The 26,041-nt window shown below is 42.0% G+C and carries 25 protein-coding genes and 1 tRNA gene; 14 read left to right on the top strand and 12 right to left on the bottom strand.

The window, feature by feature from the left end:
* The first annotated feature begins 17 nt into the window (after nucleotides 1-17).
* From AC4E92_RS06475 to AC4E92_RS06465, 3 genes are read left to right on the top strand one after another with little or no spacing between them, the layout of a single operon-like run.
* Complete coding sequence (locus AC4E92_RS06475; RefSeq protein WP_490239779.1) at nucleotides 18-1,715, top strand: 2-oxoacid:acceptor oxidoreductase subunit alpha; 1,698 nt, start codon at nucleotides 18-20, stop codon at nucleotides 1,713-1,715.
* The gene (locus AC4E92_RS06470; RefSeq protein ID WP_490239778.1) at nucleotides 1,715-2,569 is read left to right on the top strand and encodes a thiamine pyrophosphate-dependent enzyme; all 855 of its coding nucleotides are present in this window, start codon (nucleotides 1,715-1,717) and stop codon (nucleotides 2,567-2,569) included. The genes AC4E92_RS06475 and AC4E92_RS06470 overlap by 1 nt, the downstream gene beginning before the upstream one ends.
* On the top strand, nucleotides 2,569-3,036 hold the full coding sequence (locus AC4E92_RS06465; RefSeq protein WP_490239777.1) for a peroxiredoxin: 468 nt from the start codon (nucleotides 2,569-2,571) through the stop codon (nucleotides 3,034-3,036). The genes AC4E92_RS06470 and AC4E92_RS06465 overlap by 1 nt, the downstream gene beginning before the upstream one ends.
* Before the next feature lie 22 nt (nucleotides 3,037-3,058).
* On the opposite strand, the gene AC4E92_RS06460 is transcribed toward AC4E92_RS06465, so the two are convergent.
* The 6 genes from AC4E92_RS06460 to AC4E92_RS06435 form a co-directional block, all read right to left on the bottom strand.
* Entirely contained in the window at nucleotides 3,059-4,006 is a 948-nt protein-coding gene (locus AC4E92_RS06460) for an ABC transporter ATP-binding protein (protein WP_490239776.1), read from the bottom strand.
* Entirely contained in the window at nucleotides 3,982-4,926 is a 945-nt protein-coding gene (locus AC4E92_RS06455; protein WP_490239775.1) for an ABC transporter ATP-binding protein, read from the bottom strand. Before AC4E92_RS06455 ends, AC4E92_RS06460 begins: the two co-directional genes overlap by 25 nt.
* 9 nt (nucleotides 4,927-4,935) lie before the next feature.
* Nucleotides 4,936-5,742, bottom strand: coding sequence for an ABC transporter permease (locus AC4E92_RS06450; RefSeq protein ID WP_490239821.1), 807 nt, complete (start codon nucleotides 5,740-5,742; stop codon nucleotides 4,936-4,938).
* Nucleotides 5,743-5,752: 10 nt separating this feature from the next.
* Nucleotides 5,753-6,727, bottom strand: a complete 975-nt coding sequence (locus tag AC4E92_RS06445; protein ID WP_490239774.1) for an ABC transporter permease — start codon at nucleotides 6,725-6,727, stop codon at nucleotides 5,753-5,755.
* 44 nt (nucleotides 6,728-6,771) lie between these two features.
* Nucleotides 6,772-8,349 carry an ABC transporter substrate-binding protein gene (locus AC4E92_RS06440; protein WP_490239773.1) on the bottom strand — a complete coding sequence of 526 codons (1,578 nt, stop codon included), beginning with the start codon at nucleotides 8,347-8,349 and terminating at the stop codon, nucleotides 6,772-6,774.
* A gap of 136 nt (nucleotides 8,350-8,485) precedes the next feature.
* Entirely contained in the window at nucleotides 8,486-9,337 is an 852-nt protein-coding gene (locus AC4E92_RS06435; protein WP_490239772.1) for a BadF/BadG/BcrA/BcrD ATPase family protein, read from the bottom strand.
* Between the two features lie 96 nt (nucleotides 9,338-9,433).
* On the opposite strand from AC4E92_RS06435, the gene AC4E92_RS06430 reads away from it, so the two are divergent.
* Genes AC4E92_RS06430 through AC4E92_RS06400 form a run of 7 tightly spaced genes read left to right on the top strand, consistent with a single transcriptional unit; the run spans nucleotide 9,434 to nucleotide 17,350 of the window.
* Nucleotides 9,434-11,209 (top strand): ABC transporter substrate-binding protein, encoded by a 1,776-nt coding sequence (locus AC4E92_RS06430; RefSeq protein ID WP_490239771.1) that lies wholly within the window; start codon nucleotides 9,434-9,436, stop codon nucleotides 11,207-11,209.
* A gap of 54 nt (nucleotides 11,210-11,263) precedes the next feature.
* Nucleotides 11,264-12,232 (top strand): ABC transporter permease, encoded by a 969-nt coding sequence (locus AC4E92_RS06425; RefSeq protein ID WP_490239770.1) that lies wholly within the window; start codon nucleotides 11,264-11,266, stop codon nucleotides 12,230-12,232.
* Between the two features lie 9 nt (nucleotides 12,233-12,241).
* On the top strand, nucleotides 12,242-13,327 hold the full coding sequence (locus AC4E92_RS06420; RefSeq protein ID WP_490239769.1) for an ABC transporter permease: 1,086 nt from the start codon (nucleotides 12,242-12,244) through the stop codon (nucleotides 13,325-13,327).
* Nucleotides 13,324-14,289 carry an ABC transporter ATP-binding protein gene (locus tag AC4E92_RS06415; protein WP_490239768.1) on the top strand — a complete coding sequence of 322 codons (966 nt, stop codon included), beginning with the start codon at nucleotides 13,324-13,326 and terminating at the stop codon, nucleotides 14,287-14,289. The genes AC4E92_RS06420 and AC4E92_RS06415 overlap by 4 nt, the downstream gene beginning before the upstream one ends.
* Nucleotides 14,286-15,254 carry an ABC transporter ATP-binding protein gene (locus tag AC4E92_RS06410; protein ID WP_490239767.1) on the top strand — a complete coding sequence of 323 codons (969 nt, stop codon included), beginning with the start codon at nucleotides 14,286-14,288 and terminating at the stop codon, nucleotides 15,252-15,254. The genes AC4E92_RS06415 and AC4E92_RS06410 overlap by 4 nt, the downstream gene beginning before the upstream one ends.
* 3 nt (nucleotides 15,255-15,257) lie before the next feature.
* Nucleotides 15,258-16,277, top strand: a complete 1,020-nt coding sequence (locus tag AC4E92_RS06405; RefSeq protein WP_490239766.1) for a serine hydrolase domain-containing protein — start codon at nucleotides 15,258-15,260, stop codon at nucleotides 16,275-16,277.
* A complete protein-coding gene (locus AC4E92_RS06400; protein ID WP_490239765.1) occupies nucleotides 16,256-17,350 on the top strand; it encodes an anhydro-N-acetylmuramic acid kinase in 1,095 nt (364 codons plus the stop codon). The genes AC4E92_RS06405 and AC4E92_RS06400 overlap by 22 nt, the downstream gene beginning before the upstream one ends.
* A 1-nt stretch (nucleotide 17,351) precedes the next feature.
* Here AC4E92_RS06400 and AC4E92_RS06395 read toward each other — a convergent pair whose 3' ends face one another.
* Nucleotides 17,352-18,533 (bottom strand): glycosyltransferase family 4 protein, encoded by a 1,182-nt coding sequence (locus AC4E92_RS06395; RefSeq protein WP_490239764.1) that lies wholly within the window; start codon nucleotides 18,531-18,533, stop codon nucleotides 17,352-17,354.
* Nucleotides 18,534-18,597: 64 nt separating this feature from the next.
* Here AC4E92_RS06395 and AC4E92_RS06390 point away from each other — a divergent pair.
* A tRNA-Ser gene (locus AC4E92_RS06390) sits at nucleotides 18,598-18,687 on the top strand.
* Nucleotides 18,688-18,716: 29 nt separating this feature from the next.
* Entirely contained in the window at nucleotides 18,717-19,646 is a 930-nt protein-coding gene (fba, locus tag AC4E92_RS06385) for a class II fructose-1,6-bisphosphate aldolase (protein WP_490239763.1), read from the top strand.
* Here fba and rsfS read toward each other — a convergent pair.
* Genes rsfS through AC4E92_RS06360 form a run of 5 tightly spaced genes read right to left on the bottom strand, consistent with a single transcriptional unit; the run spans nucleotide 19,643 to nucleotide 23,479 of the window.
* On the bottom strand, nucleotides 19,643-19,969 hold the full coding sequence (gene rsfS, locus AC4E92_RS06380) for a ribosome silencing factor (RefSeq protein ID WP_490239762.1): 327 nt from the start codon (nucleotides 19,967-19,969) through the stop codon (nucleotides 19,643-19,645). The genes fba and rsfS overlap by 4 nt on opposite strands.
* A 4-nt stretch (nucleotides 19,970-19,973) precedes the next feature.
* On the bottom strand, nucleotides 19,974-21,791 hold the full coding sequence (gene glmS, locus AC4E92_RS06375) for a glutamine--fructose-6-phosphate transaminase (isomerizing) (protein ID WP_490239761.1): 1,818 nt from the start codon (nucleotides 21,789-21,791) through the stop codon (nucleotides 19,974-19,976).
* Nucleotides 21,745-22,749, bottom strand: coding sequence for a phosphate acyltransferase PlsX (plsX, locus tag AC4E92_RS06370; RefSeq protein WP_490239760.1), 1,005 nt, complete (start codon nucleotides 22,747-22,749; stop codon nucleotides 21,745-21,747). Before plsX ends, glmS begins: the two co-directional genes overlap by 47 nt.
* Nucleotides 22,750-22,753: 4 nt before the next feature.
* Complete coding sequence (gene rpmF, locus AC4E92_RS06365; protein ID WP_490239759.1) at nucleotides 22,754-22,936, bottom strand: 50S ribosomal protein L32; 183 nt, start codon at nucleotides 22,934-22,936, stop codon at nucleotides 22,754-22,756.
* Nucleotides 22,937-22,939: 3 nt separating this feature from the next.
* On the bottom strand, nucleotides 22,940-23,479 hold the full coding sequence (locus AC4E92_RS06360) for a YceD family protein (RefSeq protein ID WP_490239758.1): 540 nt from the start codon (nucleotides 23,477-23,479) through the stop codon (nucleotides 22,940-22,942).
* Between the two features lie 41 nt (nucleotides 23,480-23,520).
* On the opposite strand from AC4E92_RS06360, the gene AC4E92_RS06355 reads away from it, so the two are divergent.
* Entirely contained in the window at nucleotides 23,521-24,402 is an 882-nt protein-coding gene (locus AC4E92_RS06355) for a lytic transglycosylase domain-containing protein (protein ID WP_490239757.1), read from the top strand.
* Between the two features lie 25 nt (nucleotides 24,403-24,427).
* A complete protein-coding gene (fliF, locus tag AC4E92_RS06350; protein WP_490239756.1) occupies nucleotides 24,428-26,041 on the top strand; it encodes a flagellar basal-body MS-ring/collar protein FliF in 1,614 nt (537 codons plus the stop codon).

Below are 26,041 nucleotides of genomic sequence, written 5' to 3'. Positions count from 1 at the left end.
TGTTTGGAGGTATTCTTATGGATCTTTCCATTGTCATTTGCGGTGAAGCCGGGCAGGGCATTCAGACGATTGAATATCTTTTCCCAAAAATTCTCAAGCAATATGGTTTGAATGTCTTTTCCTATAAAGAGTATATGTCTCGTGTTAGAGGTGGAAGCAACTCGACTTTGATAAGAGTCAGTGACAGTCCGGTAAGGGCTTTTTGCAAAAAAACAGATATTCTTTTTTCTCTGTCGCCAGGAGAAATGCACATTCACAGGCTTTTGAATAGGATAGACAAAAATACTTTCATCTTTGTCGACTCAGATTCGAATACAAAGCTTGATGATCTCAAATCAAAGATCAGGCAGATACCTGTTTTGAAGTTAGCCATGCAAGCTGGGGATAAACTGTATTCCAACTCTGTGGTTCTTGGCATGCTCTGTGCTCTTTTGAAACTTCCTTTTGAAAATGCACTTTCGGCTGTTGAGAGATGGTTTTGCAACAAGGGATCCAGGATCTGCGAAGAAAACAAAAAAGCAATTGAACTGGGGTATGATTATTTCACCAAAAACGTAGATTTAGATATCAAAGTGGATCTGAAAACAGATCAAAAAGTGAAAAACCACTTGTTGATGAACGGCGCTGAAGCCGTTGCACTGGGTGCTGTTGCCGGTGGCTGTAACTTCGTCTCCTCTTATCCAATGTCTCCTTCCACAGGTGTTCTCACCAATCTTGCAGTTTATTCAAAAGAATTCGACATAATAGTTGAGCAGGCGGAAGATGAAATATCTGCGATGAATATGGCTTTAGGGGCATGGTATGCCGGAGCAAGAGCACTTGTGACGACCAGCGGCGGAGGCTTTGCACTGATGACAGAAGCGTTGAGCCTTGCCGGGATGATAGAAAGTCCGATTGTAATACACCTTGCTCAAAGACCCGGTCCTGCGACCGGTCTTCCAACGAGAACCGAGCAGGCAGACCTGATGTTTGCGTTGTTCTCCGGTCACGGTGAATTTGAAAGGGTGATCCTTGCACCGGGTAATCTCGAACAGGCATTTTCCTGCACGATGAAAGCTTTTGATATTGCAGATAAATATCAAATACCTGTTTTTGTTCTCACAGACCAGTATCTAATGGACACAATCTACAATTTCCAGGAACTTGAACAGATAAAGGATCTGCCCAGTTACATCGTGAAAACTTCTTCTGAGTACAGAAGATACGAAATAACGGAAAACGGCATCTCTCAAAGAGGTGTACCGGGATATGGGAACGGCTTGGTGTGTGTAGACAGTGATGAACACGATGAATCTGGTAAAATCACAGAAGATTTTTCAACAAGGAAGAAAATGGTCGAAAAAAGGTTGAGAAAACTGAAGAACTTCTCCGACGAAATTTCAGCAGAGTTCATCGGTGACAAAGATTTTGAATATCTCATAGTGTGTTTTGGCTCGACAAGAGATATTGTTCTTGAGGCAACAAAAGACTTTGAAAATCTGGCAGTTGTTCATCTACAACAACTTTACCCATTACCATCCAATCTGAATGAATATCTGAACAAGTCAAAGAAAACACTCGTTGTAGAATCAAATGCGACCTCGCAACTTGGAAAACTCCTTAAAATGGAGCTCGGTTTCAACAATTTCAAAACATTGAACAAATACGATGGCTTACCCTTTTATGTTGAAGAAATAACAGATGCCGTTCAAAGCTTTATAAAGGGGGAGATCTGATGTCCACGAAATTCGATCTTGAAAATGTGGATATAGCATGGTGTCCCGGCTGTGGCAATTATTCAATACGCAGCATAGTCAAATCAGCACTTGAAGAACTCGGTATAGAACCAGAGAATCTCGTACTCGTCTCTGGTATCGGTCAGGCAGCAAAAGCTCCTCAATACATAAAATGCAATTATTTCAACGGCTTGCATGGAAGGAGTCTACCGGTGGCTGTAGGGATAAAGGCTTCCAACCCAAACCTTGTAGTAATTGTCGAAAGCGGAGACGGTTGTATGTACGGTGAAGGAGGAAATCACTTTGTACATGCCATAAGAAGAAATTCGGACATAACCGTTTTGGTTCACAACAATATGGTATATGGCTTGACAAAAGGTCAGGCTTCACCAACAAGTGAAATGGGATTCACAACACCCGTACAGGTTAACGGCGTTATCAACGAGCCTTTTAACCCCATAGCCGTTGCTTTATCGTTGAAATGTTCCTTTGTCGCAAGAGCCTTTTGTGCCGACATAGAGCAAACAAAAGAAATCATAAAAAGAGCCATTCTCCATAAAGGATTCTCACTTGTAGATATATTTCAGCCATGTGTAACTTTCAACAAAGTCAACACCTACAAATGGTTCAAACAGAACACTTACTATATGAAAGACCACGATGAAAAAAACCTTCAAAAGGCTTTTGAAAAGGCTATGGAAAAATCTCCACTACCACTGGGCGTGTTTTATGCCCAGGAAAGACCAACCTTCGAATCACAACAAAGAGTTTATAAAAATTCCTTAGACCCACTTTTCAAAAGAAAGCACAGTATTGAGAAACTCATGGATCTTATTGAGTCAAAGCGGAGGTGATGAAAATGTTGGAAATAGGTTCAACCAGTCCGGATTTTTCTTTGAAGGATCAGGATGGCAACACAATCAGACTTTCACAGTTGAAGGGTAAAAAGGTCCTTCTCTCATTCCATCCATTGGCATGGACATCTGTTTGTGCAAACCAGATGAAATCAATAGAACAGCACTACGATCAATTTGAAAAATTGAACACAGTTCCACTTGGACTGAGCGTTGACCCCGTACCAAGCAAAAAAGCCTGGGCAGAATCGCTGAATCTGAAGAAACTGAAGATTCTCTCTGATTTCTGGCCCCACGGCGAAGTTGCAAAAATGTACAATATATTCAGAGAAAAAGATGGTTTCTCAGAGAGAGCAAACATTATAATCGATGAAGATGGAAAAATCATCTTTTTCAAGGTATATCCAATCAAAGAACTACCAGATATTCAAAAAATAATAGAATTTTTGGCTTCCGCTGCCCAATGAATTTTATTATTCACAGCACCTATCAGGCATATAAAATGCACCTTACTTTTCTGCCGTCGACATTCACGATTTGCGAAAAATTCGAACATTCTTTTTTAGCATAGGGACATCTTGGCATAAAGGCACATCCAGTGGGAGGATTTATAAGATCGGGGGGTTCTCCTGTCTGTCCCAGTTTGTTGCCAACTTTGTTGGGATCTGGTGCTGCGGCTCTGAGCAATTTGGTGTACGGGTGTAATGGTTCATCAACTACCATTTTTGCGTCTCCTTCTTCAATGATCTGTCCGGCGTACATAACCGCTATCGTGTCAGAGATGTATTTTGCACAGGCAAGATCGTGTGTAACATGAATCAGAGAAACGGCATGGTTTTCTCTCAATTTCAAAAGCAGGTTGAGTATAGAGGCTTTTATCGACACATCAAGCATGGAAGTGGGTTCATCGGCGAGTATTATCTTTGGCTTGGTTATAATCGACCGTGCAATGACCACTCTTTGTTTTTGCCCACCAGACAGTTCATGCGGGTATTTTTCGATGGAATCAACAGGCAGTTCGACTTCTCTCAACACTTCGTTTATTCTTTCTTTCACATCAGGTATTTTGAAGATCTTAAGAGGTCTCTCAAGGAACTTGCCCACCTTTTTCACCGGGTTCAATGCCGAGAAAGGGTCTTGAAAGATCATCTGAACGATTTTTCTGTATTCCAATTCTCGATTTCTGCTCATCTTCTTTGGAATTTGTTCACCGAGCACAGATAATTTTCCATCATCCTGAACGTATATTCTTGCGACAACCCTTAAAAAAGTTGTCTTGCCACAGCCACTCTCTCCAACGATTGACAGTATCTCTTTTTCCTTAAGATGAAGGTCTACTCCCCTCAGAGCGTGCACTGTGTAGTGTTTTATACCTTTTCTCAAAACGAAATTTTTGACAATTCCTTCTGCAATCAGTACAGATGACAAGAAACCCACCTGCCTTGCTCAACCTGCTTGTACTCTGGATGCTGTTTAAGGCAAATTTCTTTTCTAAACTGGCATCTTTCATAGAAAGGACATCCTTCAATTGGAATGGAAAGATCTGGTGGTCTTCCCGCAATACTTTTGTACTCTCTGAGTTCTGCAGATATATTTGGTAAAGCTTCAATTAAACCTTTTGTGTAAGGGTGTAATGGCTTTTCATAGACATATCTGGTATCACCGTACTCGACTATCTCACCTGCGTACATTATGGCTAAGTGTTTTGATATTTCAAACAAAAGTGAGATATCGTGCGTTACGAAAACTGCCGAGAATCCTTTTTCCTCCTGCAGCTCAAAGATTTTTTCCAGAATTGATCTTTGCACAACCACATCCAGGGCTGTCGTTGGTTCATCAAAAACCACAAATTTTGGAGAAAGAACCAGTGCCATTCCTATGACTACTCTCTGGCGCATTCCTCCAGAAAGCTGGTGTGGATAACTGTTTGCACGATCTAGCGGAATACCAACAAGTTTTAGAACATCCTCAACCATCTCATAAGCCTGTTTTTTTCCAATACTCATGTGATGAAGTATCACGTCTGCGATCTGATCCTTTATTTTCATAACAGGATTAAGTGAATTCATAGAACTCTGTGGAACAAGAGAAAATTCCTTCCAGCGAATCTTGGACAATTCTTCCTCACATAGGCTGAATATATCTACTTTGTCTATCAAGACTTTGCCAGATTCTACATAACCGGGGCTTTTCAGCAACCTTAGCATCGCCAGAACGAGAGTAGACTTTCCACAGCCAGACTCACCGGCTATACCAAGAAAATCTTTTTCATAAACCTTCAGATTGACGCCATTTACTGCCCTAATGATCTTTTTTCTGAAACGGTAACCTGCTTTCAGATTCAAAATCTCGACCATTGAATCACCCTAACGCTTTCTCAGCCTTGGATTAGTCATTTCATCGAGTGAAAAATTCAAAAGTGCAAAAGCAGTTCCGAGCATGACTATTGCCAAGCCAGGCGCAAGAACCCAAGCCCACATTCGGTTCAACAGAGCATTGGCACTCTGTGCCCAGTAAAGCATCGTACCCCATGAAATTTTGCTCACATCACCCAGACCAAGGAAAGACAAAGATGCTTCACCGATAATCGCGTACAAAACAGCACTGAAGAAATTCGAAGCTATCAAAGACAGCATGTTTGGAAATATCTCAGAAAAGATAATTCTGATATTTCTTTCTCCAACCATCTTTGCCGCGATCACAAAGTCTCTATTTTTAACAGAAAGCATCTGTGATCTTATTATCCTGGCACCACCACCCCAGCCGGTGATCGCTATGACAAGTATAACGGTCCAAAAACTTCGAACCCTTATGTAGGAAGATATCACAATCATCAGGGGAATTCCCGGTATCACCAGAAACACATCTGTTATTGTCGACAGAACACGATCGACAATTCCTCCATAGTAACCTGAAATCATGCCAACAAGAGTTGATATACCGGTCATGAAAAGACCGGTGAGCACTCCAATCAACAGTGAAAGTCTTGTCCCGTATATCAGTTGCGAAAAAATATCCCTTCCCAACCGATCAGTGCCAAGAAGGTGTAAATTGTTCGGCTGTTCGTAAGGTAGATCAACTATTTCACTTGGGTCGTATGGTGCTATGTATGGAGCAAATATTGCTACTATAAGGAAAAACACGATTATACTAAAACCAATCCATGTTTTCACAGTCAAGAACTTACCCCCTCGTTCTTGGATCAAGAAACATGTACACAAAATCCATCAACAGATTCGCACTCAGTACAGACAGTGAGATGAAGAAAAAGATAGCCTGTATCAAAGGATAGTCCTGACTGACGGCTGCTCTGTATAGCTGGTAACCTACTCCGGGATAAGAAAAAACAATCTCCGTTAAAAGTGCGCCGCTCACCACAAATCCCAAGGATAAACCAAAGGCTGTTATACTTGGCAGGATGGCGTTTCTCATTGCGTAATTGCTGAGTATCTCTTTTTGTGAAAGTCCCTTGGCTTCAGCAAGGAGTATATAATCCTCAGCCAGAACAGTGACAATGTTGTTTCTCATCGTCAAAATCCAGCCACCAAGAGACGCAACAACCAGTGTCATACCCGGCAAAATGGCGTGATATATCACACTGGCAACAAAATCCCAACCGCTGAGAAACTCTTTGGTTGAATATGCGTTTGAGAGTGGAAACCATTTGAGAACATAACCAAAAACGTAGAGAAACATCATCGCAAGCCAGAAATATGGAAAGGCTCTTATCATCAAAGACATCATAGTCAGAGTCGTTCCAATTGGTCTATTTCTTTTGTATCCAGCGATTGCTCCCAACCACGTTCCTATCAAAAAACTTATCACAGTTGAGATTCCAACCAGCCCTATGGTCCAGGGCAGAGAAGATGCAAGGACATCTTTCACAGAAACTGGATAGTACACATAAGAGATGCCGAAGTTACCGGAAAAACTGTTTTTAATGTATTCAACATATTGAACAAGAATAGGTTTGTCCTTTTCCAGACCTATGGCAATTCTCAAAGCTTCAACAGCACTTTCACTAACTTCTGAGGAAAACCGAGACATAATTCTTTCCGCAGGATCTCCCGGCATCAAACGGGGAATCAGAAAATTCAACGTCAGAGCTGTCCAGAGAGCTATGAGAAAAAACAAAATCTTCTGAGAAATGTATTTCAAAAACTACACCTCCAGAAAATCGGGGGCGTTAACCCCCGAATCGATCACTTTGGTTCAAGATGCATTACAAGATAGATTTTGTCCATGCCAGTTGTTCTTGGCTCCACAAAAGCGTTGTTTTCATTTGGCCAGCCGGTGAAGTTCTTGGTCGAGTAAATGAACCACACCGGGTTGTAGAAGAGCGGTACAGCCGGAACATTATCAAGTATGATTTTCTGTATCTCTGAGACTATGGATTTTATCTCTTCTTTATCAGCCGTCTGAGAAAGTTTATTGAGCAATTCATCTGTGTATTTATCTATCCATCCTCCTCTGTTACTTCCAACATACGCATTCGAAGAGTATAGATAATTCTGGAAGAAAATATAAGGATTTGGACCATAGTTTGACCAGCTCACCGCAACATCAAAATCTTTCTGTCTGATCTTGGTCAAATACGCACCAAAGTCTATTGGAGTTACATTCAACTCTATACCAACCTTCTTGAGTTGTTGAGACAAAAGCTGTGAGACTGCTATCCAGTCTGTCCAACCAGCCGGGACAATGAGTTCATAAGACAGTCTCTTACCATCCGGTCCAACCAGCACTCCATCTTTAGCGGCTTTAAAACCAAGTGATTCAAGTTCAGTTTTAGCCTGTTGCAGGTTGAAAGTGTACCACTTACTCTTCAAGCTTTCATCTATAAGATATGAGTATCCAGATTTGATGACAACAGGATTGACTTTCACAGCGTAGTTCGTCATGCCTATTCTTATCAATTCGTCTGTATTGATGGCTTTGGCAACAGCTTTTCTGAAAGCCGCATTTTTGAAAGGTTCTCTTTCAAGATTGAAGAACAGAAATACTGGATTTCCTTCTGGGAACCAGTATTTTATGTCCTTGTTCTGTATATTTTCTATCCTGGGATAATTTATACCAGCCCAATCTATTTCACCATTTGCCACTGCAAGCTGTGCGGGCTCATTCCCGTTGAAGGCTGGAATTCTTATCCTGTCGACTTTGACCTTATCTGCCTGCCAGTAATCTACCCTCTTTTTCAAAGTGAAAACCTGGTCCGTAAAAGTTTCAAGCACATAAGCACCTGTACCGATCGGATTCTCATTGGTGAATTTGGATGGATCTTCAACCTTTTCCCATATGTGTTTTGGTACTATGTAGACACCTGCTATGTTGTAGATTACCAAAGTATTGAGTTTTGAAAAGCGCAACTTCACTGTGTAATCATCGATTTTTTCGATATTTTCCAATCCCGACTTATAGATACCTTGTGTGTCTAACGCCGGAAATGCTTTCATCATCTGAAAAGTAAAGATCACATCGTCTGCGGTAAAAGGTTTGCCATCTGACCACGTCACATTCTTTCTCAGATTGAAGGTAATCTCTTTGTAGTCTGAACTCCATTCATAACTAGAAGCAAGCCACGGTATGAGCTCACCGGTGAAGTTGTTTGAATACACTAAGGTTTCGTAAATAAAACCACATGCTGCATAACCGGTTCCACTGGCAAAATAAGGGTTGAAATTTCTCTGATGTGCGCCTGTCACTGAGATGATCATCGAAAGATCTGCCGAGAAAATCGATACCACAGCCATCAAAACCAAGACAACCAAAAATTTCTTCATAACCGCACCTCCCTCTATAAAATGGTTTATTGTTATAACACTATCACTTAGTATAACATATTCAAAAAATGTTCATACCATTATACCGATAAATCACTTTCGTTTAAAAAAATCCTGTAAGAAACTCATCGATTGATTATTTCAAGTTGAACAAAAATCGATTGGTTGCAAGCATATAATCGACATCGTGTTTAAGATTGAGTATCTCTGTGTTAGGAAGATTTTGCATAAAAATATGCTGAAAATGGGTAATCTTGAACATACCACCGTGGATGTACAGTTTTTTTGCACCGGTTTTTTGCAAAACACACACGGTCCTTTTTAGAAGAACCTGCAGATCTTGTTGCATCACTTTTAGCACAAGCGGCGTGATTGTCATACTGCTTGCAAAAGAGGCTATTTTTTCTTTGAAATCTTTCAGTCTCTGCAATTCAACAAGATCTTCGATGTAATTTACCCCGTAAAAACGAATCAATTCATCAAACACAGAATCATATTCACCGATACCATCTCTGTAATCCAGAGCAGCTTTTATGATCTTGCAGACGATGCTGAAAGCTCCTCCTTCATCATCAAATAGATGTCCCCAGCCTCCTGCACGATGAATCACCTGTAAACTGTCAATTCCCATCACCACAGATCCTGTACCGGCGATCGTGACAGCTATGGGTTCGTTTTCGTAACATGAGTACAAAATTCCTTCTGCATCGGTGAAAACCTGAATTGATGACTTTGGAAAATATTTATTGAGCACTTCAACAAGCAGAGATTTTCTTTTTTGGCTGCCAGCACCTGAAAATGCAGCTCTCACAAAATCCACGTCCTGTGACCATTCAAACAATTCTTTTATCGTCTGCTCAAGTTGTTTCAAATCAACAGCAGCCAGATTGACACCGCGATTTAAAACTATTCTGCGCACGGTACCATCTTCTTGTGCGACAGTTGCTTTCAGAGATGTTCCTCCACCGTCTATTCCAAGAATTTTCACACTCATTCCCCCATTTGCCATAGAGATTATCTTTATGATATTATACCTCTTGGAAATTAGTCATATTGTAATCACATTTAGTGGGAGGTGAATGGTGTGAAAAAGTGGTTAGTACTGATCTCGGTTTTCCTGGTAGTTTTAAGCGCTCTTGCGACTGAATTTTTTGTGGAAGACAGCATACTGACACCAGATCCAAAACCAAAATCGGGTGGCGTACTCAGGCTTGCACTTGCTTCAACACCTGAATCATTTTTACTTTATGGCACTCTTGATTCATCTGCGTACACCGTTATCATGGGTCCAATGTATTCCACTCTTGTCGAGATGCATCCCGTAACCAACGAAATCAGACCCGGTCTTGCCAAATCCTGGTCCGTTTCTCCAGACGGGAAAGAAGTAACATTCTTCATCAGGGAAGCGTACTGGTCTGATGGAAAACCCATAGTCGCAGACGACGTGATCTTTACCTTCGAATACTTTGTGATGAACAAATATGCTCGCGGTAATTCCATTGACAGATTCACAATACCAGACGAAAAAGGCGAAAACAAGATGATCCAGTGGGTAAAGATCGATGAAAAAACTGTCAAAGCTATTCTGCCTTCTCCATACGGACCATTTTTCACCGTTTTATCACATGTGTATATATACCCAAAGCACAAACTCGAACCACTGGTGGATAAAAACGACCTTGGCTCTGTGAACAAAATATGGCTGTCGAATGTCGATCCAAAAGAAGTTGTGGTGAATGGACCATATAAACTCGTACAGGTTATAACAGATCAAAAAGTCGTTCTGGAAAGAAATCCAAATTACTGGAAAACAGATCGATTTGGTAACAAACTGCCGTATTTTGACAGAGTTGAGTATCTCATCATTCGAGATGCCGAAGTTCGATTAGCAAAGTTCATGGCTGGAGAAATCGACTTCATGGCAGTAGCTTCCAAAGATTATCCCATGCTCAAACAGCAGGAACTGGCTGGGAACGTTCCATACAAAGTTTATGCAACGCAGCCCAACCAGCCAACGCCAAGCCCAATTCACATATCTTTCAACTTCGACGTTAACGATCCTGATTTGAAAGAGCTGTTTGCAAAGCTCGAGTTCAGAGAGGCTATGGAATACGCGCTGGACAGGCAGAGAATCATAGACGAAGTTTTTGCAGGTCTTGCAATACCAGATGCTGGATTGATGCTTCCTTCAAACAAGGCATTTTACAATCCAAAGGTCGAACAGCTCTTGAGAAAATACGATCTGAAAAAAGCTTCTGAACTGCTTGACAAGATAGGTCTAAAGAATCGAGACAAAGAAGGATACAGACTGTTCCCCAACGGAAGGCGTGTGGAATTCAATCTACTTGTCCAGAGTTCTCCACAGGAATATCAGGACATTGCACTTATTTTCGCACAGGATCTTCAAAAAATAGGTATCAAGGTTAACCTGCAAATCCTGGATTCATCACTGGTTGGTCAGATGTTCGGCGCGGGTAACTTCCAAGCTGGCGTGAGGGCATTTGGAAACCAGCCTGACCCACAGTTGAGAAAGGCAATCTGGCAACCTGGTACACAGCTTTATTACTGGCACTACTCAACAATGGACAAAACAGCCACTCCACCAAAGCCTGTGTTCGAAAACATGTTTGACTGGGAAAAGAGAATCTGGGAATTGTTTGAACTTGGTCAGATCGAAATGGATCCAGCCAAGAGAAAAGCCTACTACGACGAATGGCAGGAGCTTTATCACATTTATCTGCCAGTTATTTTTGTCTGCAAGGGTATGAACATCTGGGGTATAAACAACACACTTGGGAACGCTGGTCTGACACAGGATGGAATGATTGTGTTTACAGTATGGACCGCTTATCGAAAGTGATCTTTTTGCAGAGCTCCTCGAAAAGAGGAGCTCTGTTTTTGGAGGTTTAATTCGATGTGGGCTTTTGTTATTAGAAGAATTCTGATAATGATTCCAATGATGTTTTTAATCTCTATCATCTGTTTTGTTGTCACAGAACTTCAGCCGGGTGATTTTCTTTCTCAGTACCTTGAAAACCCAAGAATTTCACCGGAGCAGATAGAAACACTCAGGAGAGAACTTGCACTTGACAAACCTGCCTATCAGCGATACCTGATCTGGATTAGAAACATAATTCTCAAAGGTGATTTTGGATATTCTTTTTCCTATCAAAGACCGGTTGTTGAATTGATATGGGAAAGACTTGGATGGACTGTGGCAATCGCACTGTTTACGGTGGTGTTTCAGTGGTTGATAGCCGTACCCATGGGCATTTACTCGGCTTTTCACCCTTACAAAGTGAGCGATTATTTTCTGACAGTTGTTGGGTTTATAGGTTTATCAATACCTGAGTTCTTCCTGGCACTGGTGTTTATGTATTTGATACTCAGATTGGGTGGCACAGCCGTTGGCGGGTTGTTTTCACCACAGTTCATTGGATCGCCCTGGAGCTGGGCTAAATTCGTCGATCTTCTCAACCACATATGGTTACCCATAATCGTCGTCGGAGTAAGTGGACTGGCTGGTCTTATGAGAATAATGCGAGGCAACATGCTTGATATAATAGGATCACCATTTGTCACTTCGCTCAGAGCACGCGGCTTAGATGAAAAAGTCGTCAGACGGCATATTGTAAAAAATGCGCTCAACCCATTGGTCAGCATAGCTGGAATGGAACTTCCGAATATCTTCAGCGGTACGATAATCGCTTCGATTGTTCTCAATCTTCCAACTATTGGTCCCTTTTTCTATAACGCACTTTTGAACCATGACCAGTATTTGGTCATGACCTTTTTGATGTTTATTGCTTTGATCACACAGATCGGCAATCTTTTGGCTGACATTGCTCTGGCATTACTCGACCCGAGAATCAGAGTAAGTTGAGGTGGTAAGATGGGTAGATCCAGTAGAGTCTATCATCAGTTCAAAAAGCACAAACTCGGAGTTTTTGGCGTGTGGGTTTTGATTATTCTCTACCTTTTAATCATATTTGCCGACTTTATTTCTCCTTATGATTTTAAAGAAACACACAGCAAATTCACTTATGCTCCACCGACAGTTGTGAGATTTTTCCACGAAGGGAAACTTCACAGACCATTTGTCTATGGGCTGAAAAAAACTCGCGACCCTGTGACATTCATGGTGAAGTACGAACAGGACAGATCCAGAATTTACCCGGTGAAATTTTTTGTGAAAGGAGAAAGATACAAATTCTGGGGATTAATTGAAACTGATTTGCACCTTTTTGGAATAGATGCAGACCCTTCTGAAGCAATGATAGTTCTCTTCGGCACAGATAGATTCGGCAGGGATATATTTTCCAGGACGTTGATAGGCGGCAGAGTATCACTGACTGTTGGATTGATAGGCACTTTCATAAGTGTCATCATAGGTGCCATAATGGGCAGTATTTCAGGATATTACGGTGGCTGGATAGACATTTTAATTCAAAGATTTATAGAGCTTTTACGTTCCTTCCCAAGAATCCCCCTGTGGCTCGCTCTGGCTGTGATCTTACCACCAAGCTGGCCAAGTACGTGGGTTTATTTTGGAATAGTGATAGTACTTTCATTGATAGGATGGATGGGCGTGGCAAGGGTAGTTCGCGGTATGGTCCTGAGTCTTAGAGAGAAAGAATATGTCCTTGCGGCAAAGGTTGCCGGTGTTTCGGATTTCAAGATAATAAGAAAACATCTTCTACCCAACATAACCAGTTATCTGATAGTCGTATCGACTCTTTCTATACCCGGGATGATCCTGGGTGAAAGTGCGATAAGTTTTCTGGGACTCGGCATCAAGGAGCCAATGACAAGCTGGGGGCTTTTATTGAGACAGGCGCAGTCCATCTCAGCTCTTGCCACAAGTCCATGGTTGCTGATACCGGGTGTCTTCATAATGATTTCAGTCCTTGCCTTCAACTTTGTTGGTGATGCACTCAGAGATGCTCTTGATCCGTACAGGGTGGTTGAAAAGGTATGACAATTCTTTCAGTTGTAAATCTCAAAACTTACTTTAAAACCTTTGATGGACTGGTTAAAGCTGTCGATGGTATATCTTTTGAATTGAACGAAGGTGAAATACTCGCACTCGTTGGCGAATCGGGCTGCGGTAAGAGCGTAACAGCACTGACAATAATGGGACTTGTAAAGGGTGCGCTCATTGAAGGATCTATCAAATACAGGGGCATAGAGCTGACGGGGCTGTCAAATCAGGAATACAGAAAAATAAGAGGGAAAAAGATTTCGATGATTTTTCAAGAACCAATGGCAAGCTTCGATCCACTTTACACAGTTGGTCAGCAGATGATGGAAGTTGCCACAACTCATCTGAAAGTAGACCAGAAAACGGCTAAAGACGTTTGCATAGAAATGCTTAGAAAAGTGCATATCCCTCTGGCTGAAAAGAGATTTGACGAATACCCACACGAAATGAGTGGTGGCATGTTACAGAGGATAATGATTGCGATGGCTTTACTCACAAACCCCGATGTGATCATTGCGGATGAGCCAACAACAGCACTGGATGTCACAATTCAGGCACAGGTATTAAAACTCTTCAAAGAACTTCAGAAAACCTTCAAAACTTCTGTTATCTTTATAACCCACGATCTTGGGGTAGTTGCAGAGTTAGCGGATAGAGTTCATGTGATGTATGCTGGAAAAATCGTGGAAAAGGCAAATATCTTTGATCTGTTCAAAAAGCCGTTGCACCCGTATACGACGGCTCTTTTGCAATCCAGGGTAAAAAAAGAATACAAAGGCAAGCAGTTACCATATGTTCCGGGTACTGTACCTGCTGCAAACAAATTCCCAGAAGGATGTAGATTTCACCCAAGGTGTGCCAGGGCAATGAAAATCTGCTCACAAAAAGAACCACCGGAGATTTCTTTTGAAAAAAGTTCTGTGAGTTGCTGGCTTTATGTTAGGGGCGATGATCGATGATTCTCTCTCTTAAAGCCGTGAAAAAATATTTTCCAATAAGATCCGGAGTGTTTCTGCAAATAAGTGGCTGGGTGAGAGCACTTGAAGAGATCGATCTGGATATACAGGAAAATGAAACAGTTGGTGTTGTTGGTGAATCTGGATGTGGAAAGACAACCCTTGGTAAGATCGTCTCACGAATATTACAGCCAACCTCCGGACAGATCTTTTTCAAAGGTATAGATGTTTCAAAAAAAGTACCGAAAAACATTGAAAAAGAGTTCAGAAGAAATGTGCAGATGATCTTTCAGGATCCTTTTAATTCTCTCGATCCAAGAATGACAATAGCGGATATAATTGGCGAACCACTTGAAGCACACAATGTTTTTTCTTCCAGAAAAGAGCAGGAAGATTACATCAAAGACCTTCTTGGTAAAGTGGGATTGGCTGGTGAATATCTGTCAAGGTACCCGCATGAGTTTTCCGGTGGACAGAGGCAGAGAATAGCAATCGCAAGGGCGATATCTTTAAATCCAAAACTGATAGTCTGTGATGAACCCACATCGGCACTGGATGTTTCTGTTCAAAGCCAGATCATAAACCTTTTGATGAAGATAAGAGAAGAGTACAGAGTATCTTATTTGTTCATCTCGCACAACCTTGATGTTGTGTATCACATGAGCGACAGGCTCGTTGTGATGTATCTTGGGAACGTGGTAGAATGTGGTCAAGCCAGTGAAGTCTTTGAAAACCCGATGCATCCATACACAAAAGCGCTGATGAACTCCATTCCAAGCTGGGATCCACAGTTTAGAAAACTCCACACGCTGACACTTTCTGGAGAGCCACCAAGTCCTGTCAATCCACCGACTGGATGCCCGTTTTCAACAAGATGCAATTTGAAAATAGAAAAATGTGAAAAAGAAAAACCAAAACTCATCGGTGATGAAAAGCACAAAGTGGCTTGTTTTTTGAGCGAGGTGTAGAAAATGACGACAGAGGAGAAAATCGACAGAGTGGTTCAGGATGGACTGAACAAAATCTATCCGGGGTGCGTTGTCCTGGTGGGAAAGCCAGGTGAAATAATATACCGGAAGGCTTATGGAACAATTGATTTTGAGAGAAAAACCACCATTGAAACTGTCTACGATCTTGCGAGTCTGACAAAAGTCGTGGCTACAACAACCGCAGTTATGAAACTTTTCTCTGAAGGATACCTGCACCTGAACGACACAGTTGGACGTTTTTTGGATCTTGCAAAACCAAAAAGCGATATCACTATACTTCAGCTTTTGACTCACACATCCGGAATGCAGCCCTATTCGGAGCTGTGGAAATATCTAAAAAACAGAGAATTGCTGGATGAGATACTGAAAATCCAGCCAGTCGAAGAACCGTGTAGAAAAATAGTCTATTCATGCTTGAATTTCATAACTTTGATGGCAATAGTTGAAAAAATCACGGGTATGCCGTTTGACAAATACATCTATTCGATCTTCGAGCCCATAGGAATGAAAAATACGAGATTTTCTCCAGGTCCATCTGAAAATGTTGCACCAACTTCAATAAGAGACGGCAAAAGATTGATCGGTCAGCCGGACGATGAACTTGCCTATTATCTTGGCGGAGTAAGCGGAAATGCAGGACTGTTTTCAAATGTGCTAGACCTACACACTTTCATGACATGCCTTCTCACAGAGGCTATCGTACCGATCAATGTGGTGAAGCTTTTCACTCAAAAGATAGTCGAGGTAAACGGGAGTAAAAGGCATCTTGGCTGGATGTGTCCAATGAGTGGTACCAGCAGCGGCGATATGCTTGGTGAAAAATCCTTCGGTCATAGCGGTTTTACCGGTACAACTATCTGGTGCAGGGAAGATGGTCTTTTTGTGATTTTTCTGACAAACAAAGGATTTATCAAAAGACACGAAGACGAGATAATGAGAATCAGAATACTTCTGCACAACGTTGTATTTGGAGGGATAAAATGCTCTGGAGCAATTTTGTAGAATTACTCAACAAAAAAGAGAGAACCATAATGGGTTTGATGTCCGGCACAAGTGCCGATGGTCTGGATGTGGCAGTTGTCAAATTCACAGGTTCAGGCCGCAGCACAAAATTCAGATTGATTCACTTTCAGAGCATTGATTATCCGCAAGATTTCAAAAAACGCATTATAACAACTTACGATCCACTTTTATCATCTGTTGAGAATGTCACGTTTATGAATTTTGAGATCGCTCGAATGCATGCAAAGATGTTAAAACATCTGAATATGAAAGTTGATGCGATTGGATACCACGGTCAGACAGTTTATCACATGCCACAAAAAGGAGCCACATTGCAGATAGGAGAAGCCGATGTACTGGCAGTTGAGATGAATGTACCTGTGATTCATTCTTTCAGAACAAAGGATGTGGCGCTGGGCGGTGAAGGGGCGCCTATTACGTCCTATTTTGACTGGGCTTTTTTCAGAAAACCCAACACAGTTGTTTTGAACATAGGCGGTATAGCCAATGTCACTTACATAAATGAAAGAGTGCTGGCTTTTGATACAGGACCGGGTAACTGTCTGATCGATCTTTATGTGAAAGAAAATTTCAATTTGCAATACGACAAAGACGGCAATCTGGCAGGCAAAGGAAAGATAGACCAGCAAATCTTAAAAGAACTCATCAAAAAAGATGAAGATTACCTGAACAGAAAACCTCCAAAGACCACGGGTAGAGAGTGGTATAACAGAAAGTTTCTTGAAGGATTTCCAGCCAGAGATTATGATACTTTAAGGACATTGACGTATTTCACAGCTTTCTGTGTGCATGAGAATATCAAAAGGTATCTTTCAAAAGTAGAGAGAATCTACGTCTTTGGTGGAGGTGCTTTCAACAAAATCCTGATTCAGGACCTGAAATCTTTTGGCTACAAAGTGCTTTTGCCACATAAAACTTTTGCAAAAGCAAGGGAAGCCATTTCAATGGCGTTTCTTGCAAACGAATTTTTAAATGGCATGCCGGCGAATATACCGTCGGTAACCGGCGCGAAAAGACCGGCTTTACTCGGTAAAGTTTCTCTTCCATGGTGAATCAAGAAATGATAGCCTTCTTCATTTTCTCATAGAGGATCTCCCAAGTTCTTTCTTTTAGAATGTATTCAACGTTATTCTTTCCAAGCTCTGATATGTTCTGATTCAAAACTCGTTCAAGGGCATGTTGAAGGCTGTATCGATCCTTGTAAAAAATGGCTCCATTTGTCGATTTGAATAACAATCCATCGATGTCAACACTCAACACAGGCTTACCAGATGCCATGTAATCGAGTACCTTGTAAGAACTAACGGCGGGATTATTCATCTGTGCCTGGGAAAGTGTGAACAACAATAAATCACTTTTTGAAAACAAATAAGGTATGCACGTTTTTGGCACAGGTTCAAAGAAAAAGAAATTCTCCTTTGCTATCGCTTTTATCTGTGAAAGATAATCTTTATGGTATGGACCAACGAATATGAAAACGAAATTTTCAACCACGCGCTGGTCAACCTGATTGATCAACTGGATAAATTCTTTGACACCATTGTGTGGAACAATCGAGCCGGCATAAACAACTCTGATTGCCTTGGGTATTTTTGAGAATATTTCATCTATTTTTTCACATCGTTCTGGGTCTTTAAACATCTGAAAATCAACACCGTTTGGAATGTACAGAATATCCCTGCTGTGCAAGCCAAGGCGATTGAAATGCGCTGAAAGATCTGGTACAAGGCTAATTATTTCTGATGCCCTGGGATAGTATTTTTTGCACATATAACTGAAAAACCGCGCAACAGGGTTTGAATAGTTCATCATTCCAAGAGCCACAAGATCATCTGGCCAGACATCCCTTATCTCTATTGTGAACTTTGCTTTTTTCCTTTTACAGTAGTACCAGCCAAGAGCCCAGGAGAAAGGATGTGGCGAAGAGGCAATCACAACATCGTACTCGTTTTTTATGATGATCTTTTTACCGTTCATGAAATAATCACAGCAGGAAAGAAACCTTGACAGAGAATTGCCAAGATATTTTCTCGTCTTGATGACAAAAAACCTGACTCCCTGCACCTCAAAATAAGTCTCATTCCACGGTTTACTGTTCAGGTGTGAAAATTCACCAACGTATATATCTACAGTATGTCCGTCACTCAGAAACCTCTTTGCCAGTTCAAAGTGTCTGGTCTCCGAGCTTCCCATTTGTGGTAAACTCGCGTAGTGATTGAGAATTGCTATTTTCACAGATCAATCCCCTCTTTTCACTTGATCCTTGCAAAACTTTGCCGCTTGAGTATAATATAATCTTGGAGGCGTGTCCGAATTGGCTAAGGAGCCGGTCTTGAAAATCGGTGGTGGTGAAGCCACCTTGTGGGTTCGAGTCCCACCGCCTCCGCCACTTTCAATCCTACCACGGGAGGGCTTAAAATGCCGCTTGTCAGCAGTAAAGAAATGTTCAAAAAGGCTTACGGGAAATACGCCATAGGTGCTTTCAATGTCAATAACATGGAAATCCTTCAGGGAGTCATCGAAGCTGCAAAAGAAGAAAAAGCACCGCTGATTCTTCAAATATCAGCAGGTGCACGCAAGTACGCAAAACAGGTTTATCTGATGAAACTGATTGAAGCAGCTGTTGAGGACGCACCACAAATTCCTATCTGCGTTCATCTTGACCACGGCGATTCATTTGAGCTGTGTAAGGCTGTAATCGATGCGGGATTCACTTCGGTGATGATCGATGGATCTCATTTGCCCTTTGAAGAAAATGTGAAACTCACAAAGCAGGTTGTGGATTACGCACACCCAAGAGGTGTCGTAGTAGAAGGAGAACTCGGCAGACTCGTCGGTGTGGAAGAGCATGTCGTTGTGAGTGAAAGAGAGGCAAGTTACACAGACCCGGATAAAGCCGTTGAGTTTGTAGAAAGAACAAAAGTCGATTCACTGGCTATTGCCATAGGCACGAGCCATGGTGCGTACAAATTCAAAGGCGAGCCCAAACTCGATTTTGATAGGCTTTCAGAAATAGCAAAAAGATTGCCGGGTTTTCCACTGGTCCTGCACGGTGCATCAAGTGTTTTACAGGAATTTGTGGAAAAAGCAAACAAGTACGGCGGAAAACTCGCCGGGGCACAGGGTGTGCCAGAGGAAATGATTCGCAAAGCAACAACAATGGGAATATGCAAAGTTAACATCGACACCGATCTAAGGCTTGCTATGACGGCAACAATAAGGGAAATATTTGCACTTCATCCAGAGGAATTCGATCCAAGAAAATACCTGGGTCCTGCAAGGGATGCGATCAAGGAATTGGTCAAACACAAAATGAGAGCGGTACTTGGTTGCAGCGGTCAGGCTTAGTCAAGCCTGGCTGCATCACTCCACAGACCTTCCAGATCATAAAATTCCCTTGCATGTGATGTGAAAATGTGGACCACTATCTCTCCTGCGTCTACCAGCATCCAGTCATACCCGGTGCCTTTATCAAAATAAATCAAAGGATGGGCATTGGCTGTGAAAAATTCAACGACTGCATCTCTAAGAGTTCCCATGTGCGTCTGTGAATTGGCTGTCACAATTACAAAGTACTCCGTCGGCAGTGGTGTTTCAGACATATCAAGTACCACTGGGTCAATAGCCTCTTTTTCATACATCAACTGAATGAGTTTCTTAACCAGTTCCACACTATCACTCCACCGTCACACTTTTTGCAAGATTTCTGGGCTTGTCCGGATCAAGTCCCAATTCATCGGCAACAAAATAAGCGAACAACTGAATGACTGGTGTCATCAAAAGAGGATAAAGTTCTTCACTGCTGCTGTTCACAAAGATAACGTCATCTGCAAGCTCTGCAATTTCCTGATTATCAGTGTTTGTGATGGCAAGGATCTTTGCATTTCTTGATCTGCATTCTATGATATTGCTTTTCATCTTTGAGAATAAAGAATCATCTGGAGCAATTGCAAAAACCGGGAACTCAGGTCCAAGCATTGCTATTGGACCGTGCTTCAATTCACCGGCAGGGTATGCTGTGGCGTGAATATAACTTATCTCTTTCAACTTCAGAGCACCTTCAAGTGCTGTGGGATAACCGTATCCTCTGCCGATGTACATAAAGTGTTTGTAATCTTTGTACTTAATCGCCAGTTCACGAATCTTGTCTGCTGATTTTAGAACATTCTCGAAAATCTCAGGAACTCTCATGAGTCTATCGATCAATTGTAGATTAAAAGAACCATTTACAACTTCACCTGTTTTAAGCGCCAACAAATAGAGCATCACAAGCTGTGCAACATAAGATTTTGTTGCCGCAACGCTTATTTCTGGTCCTGCATTCAGATAGAGTACACAATCCGACTCGCGCGTTAATGTCGAGCCAACGACATTTGTCACGGCGATGATCTTTGCACCAAATTTCTTTGCGAGTCGTACAGATTCCAGAGTATCAGCGGTTTCTCCAGATTGCGAGATAGCAAGAACTATCGATTCGGGTCTTATATGAGGTCGCTTATAACGAAACTCCGATGAAACATCCACATCGACGGTGACATCAGTTGTGTTCTCCACAAGATATTTGAACACAAGTGCGGCGTGATAACTCGTCCCGCAGGCAACTACCTTCAGTGTTCTGGAAGTTTCCAGAATCTTTTCAAACGGTTTGAGTTCTTCAAGAACAACAGAACCGTTTTTAATCCTTCCGGTCAGGACAGACACTATACACGAAGGTTCTTCGAAAATCTCCTTCAACATGAAATGCTTATAACCAGATTTCTGTGCATCCTCATAAGACCATTCTATGTGAACGGGCTTATATTCACGTGCGGTACCATCAAAACCAATGATCTTTACGGTATTTCTTGAGAGTTCTGCAAGTTCACCATCCTGCAAAAAAACGACTTCCTTTGTGAATTTGAGCAATGGTGTAACATCAGATGCCAGTCCCGTAATTTGCCCGTTCATACCAACAACCAACGGGCTGCCCTTCCTTGCTCCAACGATGATATCCGGATGATCGCTATGGACAACAGCTATGGCATAACTTCCTTCGAGTTTCAGAACGGCTTTTCTAACAGCTTCAAGCAAATCACCGTTGTAGTATTCCTCTATTAAGTGCGGGATTACCTCTGTGTCCGTTTGAGAGAGAAATTTATGTCCCAATTCCTGCAGTCTGACCTTTAGAGATCTGAAATTCTCGATTATGCCGTTGTGGACAACAGATATCTTGCAAGAACAATCACAGTGAGGATGGGCATTGACATCATTGGGCTCACCGTGTGTAGCCCAGCGCGTATGAGCAATACCTGTCTGGATTATCTGACTCAAATTATCCTGTAACTGATTTTTCAGATTTTCGACCTTTCCCTTAGACTTACTAATGCACAGTTTGCTATCTTTTAAAAACGCAACGCCGGCAGAGTCATAACCGCGATATTCGAGTTTTTCGAGGGCTTCAATTAGATCATTGACTTTGATCTGTTGACCTGTTAGCCCCACTATCCCGCACACGTCTTATCTCACTCCTTATTCCATCGACTATTCGCATCTGAGCTCCCTGACAGGCAACCTTGATGGCATTTGAAATTGCAAATCTATCAGATGATCCATGGGCTTTAACCACAAGCCCGTTAACACCAAGGATGAAGGCTCCACCGTATGTGCGTGGATCGAGTGTTTTTTTCAACTCGGCAAAAACCTTTTTCATCAACAGTGCTCCAAGCTTCTGCAACAATCCAGCACCATCCACTTTGCGTTTCAAAGTCTGCAGAATCATCTTTGCCGTTCCTTCCATCGTCTTCATGGCAACATTTCCAGAAAAACCATCCGATACAACCACATCCACTTTGCCTGTGTTTATATCGTGCCCTTCAATATTTCCAACGAAATTTTCTGGAAAGTTTTCTTTCAGAAGAAGATATGCCTGCTTTGTCACTTCGTCCCCTTTTGTTTCTTCCTCACCAACGTTCAGCAATCCAATTTTCGGCTTTTCACGTCCAAGGACTTTTGCGTACGAAAAACCCATGACAGCAAAATCAACAAGGTGTTCTGCTCTGACATGCGCATTCGCACCCGCATCGATCAAAATCGTGAAACCATCAGTTGAAGGAACTGGCACACCCAGAGCGGGTCTTTCTACACCATCGAGTCTGCCAAGCACAAAAGTTGCACCTGCAAGAAGTGCACCGGTATTGCCGGCACTGACAAAAACGTCCACATTGCCATCTTTCAGCAATTTCAAACCAGTGTACATGGAGGAGTTTTTTCTTCGAAGAACTTCTGTGGGTTTCACATCCATCGGCAGAAAATCATCAACTTGTACTTTCTCAAAGCCATCTATTCCCTTTAGAGCTTGTTCTGTTCCTATGAGTGTGATCTTCACATCCTGTGAAGAAGACAACCTGGCACCCTCCAGAATTTCGGTGGGTGCCCTGTCTCCTCCCATCAAATCAAGTGCGACACGTACCATTGCCTCACTCTGCTATTTCCAGGACTTGCCTTCCGTTGTAATACCCGCAGTGCAGGCAAACCCTGTGCGGCAATTTTGGCTGACCACAATTTGGACACTTACTGACAGGTACAGTAATGGCTCTGTAAATCTTTGCGCGTTTGGCATGCGTCCTTGATCTTGTTCGCTTATATTTTGGAACTGCCATCTACTAACCCTCCTTGTTCGTTTTCTTCAATAAAAGTAACTTGCTCAACCTTGGATCTATTTTGTATTCCTCACAAGTATGATTTGGATCTTCATTCAAATCAGCCCCACAGTAGGGACACAATCCTTTGCAGTCAGGTTTACAGAGTACTTTCATCGGCACATCGACAACTATTGCTTCTATTATTCTTTCTGACAGATCTATACTGTCCGATGAGTAGTATAACACGTTTCTGAGAGATTTTAATTCTTCTTCTTTTTCCTTTGGTGCCTCGCTCAGTGGTTTGTAAAGTGCTTCAATAGTACCGTGGATTTTCAATTCAACAGGTTTCAGACACCTATCACAGGGATGTTCCAGAACTGTTTTAACATAACCACCAACAGCAATGCCATCCTTTGTCACGACAGCTACTATCTTAACCTCTATCGGTTGAAGAACTCTGCACTGCATATTGGGAAGTTCAACTGTCTGTGCCTCGTATATACCTTTTAGTATTATCCTGCGCTCTTTAGTGAGTTTTTCAAGATCGATTACCCAGTTCAAAAAACCACCTCAAATCTTCTATAATGAAAAAGGGTGATGTGATGCAAAAGACCGTCCTTTTCATTTTGATAATTTTTTCGTGCTCGATCTTCTCAGATCCTTTGTTTTTTCTTACAAATCCAACAACTCACTTTTCCATAGAATTGTACAACAACCAGTTCAAGTTGTCTATTTTTCAACCATTTTTTTACACATCTGTACCAGTCGATTGGATGCTGCCGGATCAAAACAGAGACCTGATCAAAGGCTTGATAAGTGTGGAATCTGGTTTTTTCATCCATGCCCTGTCAGAAAAAGGCGCGATGGGTTTAACACAGCTTATGCCATCTACCGCCCAGCAGCTTGGTGTGCTCAATCCATTCAACATCTTCTGGTCAATAGACGGGGCAAATCGATATCTGAACATCCTGAAAAACAAATTTGGAAAAATCGAGTATGCACTTTCCGCTTATTACGAAGGACCCGGTAAGGTGGAGCTGTACGGACCAAGCAAAAGCGGTTTTGAGTATTCCAGAAAAGTTTTGAGCGAGTCAAATAGGTTGAAAGACCAGCCAGTTTTTTTGAAGGATGTGCTGTACATCCAGCCATACGCACAAATCGGGGAAAATTACTCTGCCGGTTCGAACTTTTACTTTTCAATCTTTGGAATAGTGGATCTTGCAACTGGAATAGATTTTTCCCCTGATGGCATTTCTCACTTTGTGCTTGCCTACCCAACTATCACCCAATCTTTTTCCCTGATAATTGGCGAGAAAAATTTCAATCCAACGATAGGGGTTTGCTATAGAAAAATTCCAGACTTTGGTGTACAATTTCTACTAAGCTCCCAAGACTTTGACCTGTCTGTTCTACTCAAAATATGGCAGCTTTACATCGATGCCGGCTTTTCTTCCAAGGGCTTGCACATAGGAGTGATAAAATAGAATAGTATAACAGGGAGTGGTGAGTTTGAACTTTCTGAAGAAAGTCTGGGGATACTTTAAGAACCTGTATGAAAAATGGAAGGCACTTCCAGTCCCCAGCAAGATACTGTTCACGGGCATTGGTGTGGCAATACTGGTTGTGAGCATTGTAATGCTCGTGGTTTTCACAACTCCAAGGTATGTGCTGCTGGTCAGCGGATTGACCGATGAACAATCAGGGTATTTGATTCAGCAACTTCAAACAATGAACGTACAATACAAAGTCGAGCCCGGAAGGATACTCGTTCCGGATAAATACAACGTTTATGAATTGAGAATGAAGCTTGCCTCTATGGGTGTACTCGGTGCGGCTACCAAGGGATTTGAAATTCTCGATCAGCAGAGTTTTGGAGCGACCAGTTTTGACAGACAGGTTAGATACCAGGTTGCTTTGCAAGGAGAACTCGAACGCAGTATTATGACCATAAGCGGTGTTAAAGCGGCACGTGTTCACCTCACCCTACCAAAATACACCTATTATGTACGCGGTGAAATGGCTGAGCCCAGAGCATCTGTTCTGGTAGTTCTGCAACCCGGTCAAGATCTAACACAAAATCAGGTAAAGGGAATAATGGAGCTGGTAGCCGGTGCTGTCGAAGGGATGAAACTGGAGAATGTAAAAGTGGTCGACCAGATGTCGAGGGTACTGAGCGACAAGGTAATTACCTCAAGTGATATGCTTCTGGCTTCGAGTAGAACTGAGCTGAAGATGAGCCTTGAAGCTTATTACGGAAAAAAGATAAAACAGACACTTGAAGCCGTATTTGGACCGAGTAGAGTTGAGGTCATTCCAGACATCAGATTGAACTGGGAAAAAATAGAAAAACAGTCCACGAAATATGAACCAGTTACAAGACAGGGGGGGATCATCAGAAGTCAGGAACAGGAATCAGAAAAAAGCACAAATCAACCACCGGCAAATGGTGCAGTTGGCACAGACTCAAACATACCCCCCACCTATCCAAGTGCAACAGGTGAAGGAACTTCGACTTATGAAAAAACCCATACGATAACCAACTACGAGCTGAACAGCATCGTCGAAAATGTTGTTCAAAACAAAGAAGGAGAAATCGAAGCCCTTAGTCTGTCTGTTGTAATAGATGCTTCCTCATCGGTTTTTCAAAAATTCGACGAAAATGAAAGGGTCAAATGGGCTGGTATTGTTTCAGACCTTGTCAGCAAGGGTATCGGAGCCAATTCGAGCGATCCAAAACTTTCTATTTCAGTTGCCTTTTTACCTTTTGACAGATCCATAGAAGAAGAATACCAGAAAAGTTTGGCTGAAATGGAAAAAAAGAGACGCTTTTCCATGATGATCTTTGGCTTGAGTGTTCTGTTCATACTCTGCTTCTTCTTGATTTATCTGATCATCATACAGCTCAGAAGAATCAAAGGAAGAAAAGCAGTGGAACAGAGAAAGCTGAGAATGGAAGAAGAATTAAAGAAAGTGCTCGAGGAAGAAAAAGTCAAAGAAGCACCTCTCACACCAGAGCAGCAGGCATTGCTTGAACTCAAAGAAAACCTGGAAAAGATCTACAAAGAGTCACCAGAAGAAGTTGCAAGTATCATAAAACTCTGGTTGGTGGAAAGAGGGATATGA

Origin of the sequence: Pseudothermotoga sp., from assembly GCF_031962025.1 — a bacterium.
Taxonomy (GTDB): Bacteria; Thermotogota; Thermotogae; order Thermotogales; family DSM-5069; genus Pseudothermotoga_B.
Note: the sequence above shows the minus strand (reverse complement) of the source record. Positions and strands in the feature narration are given on the sequence as shown.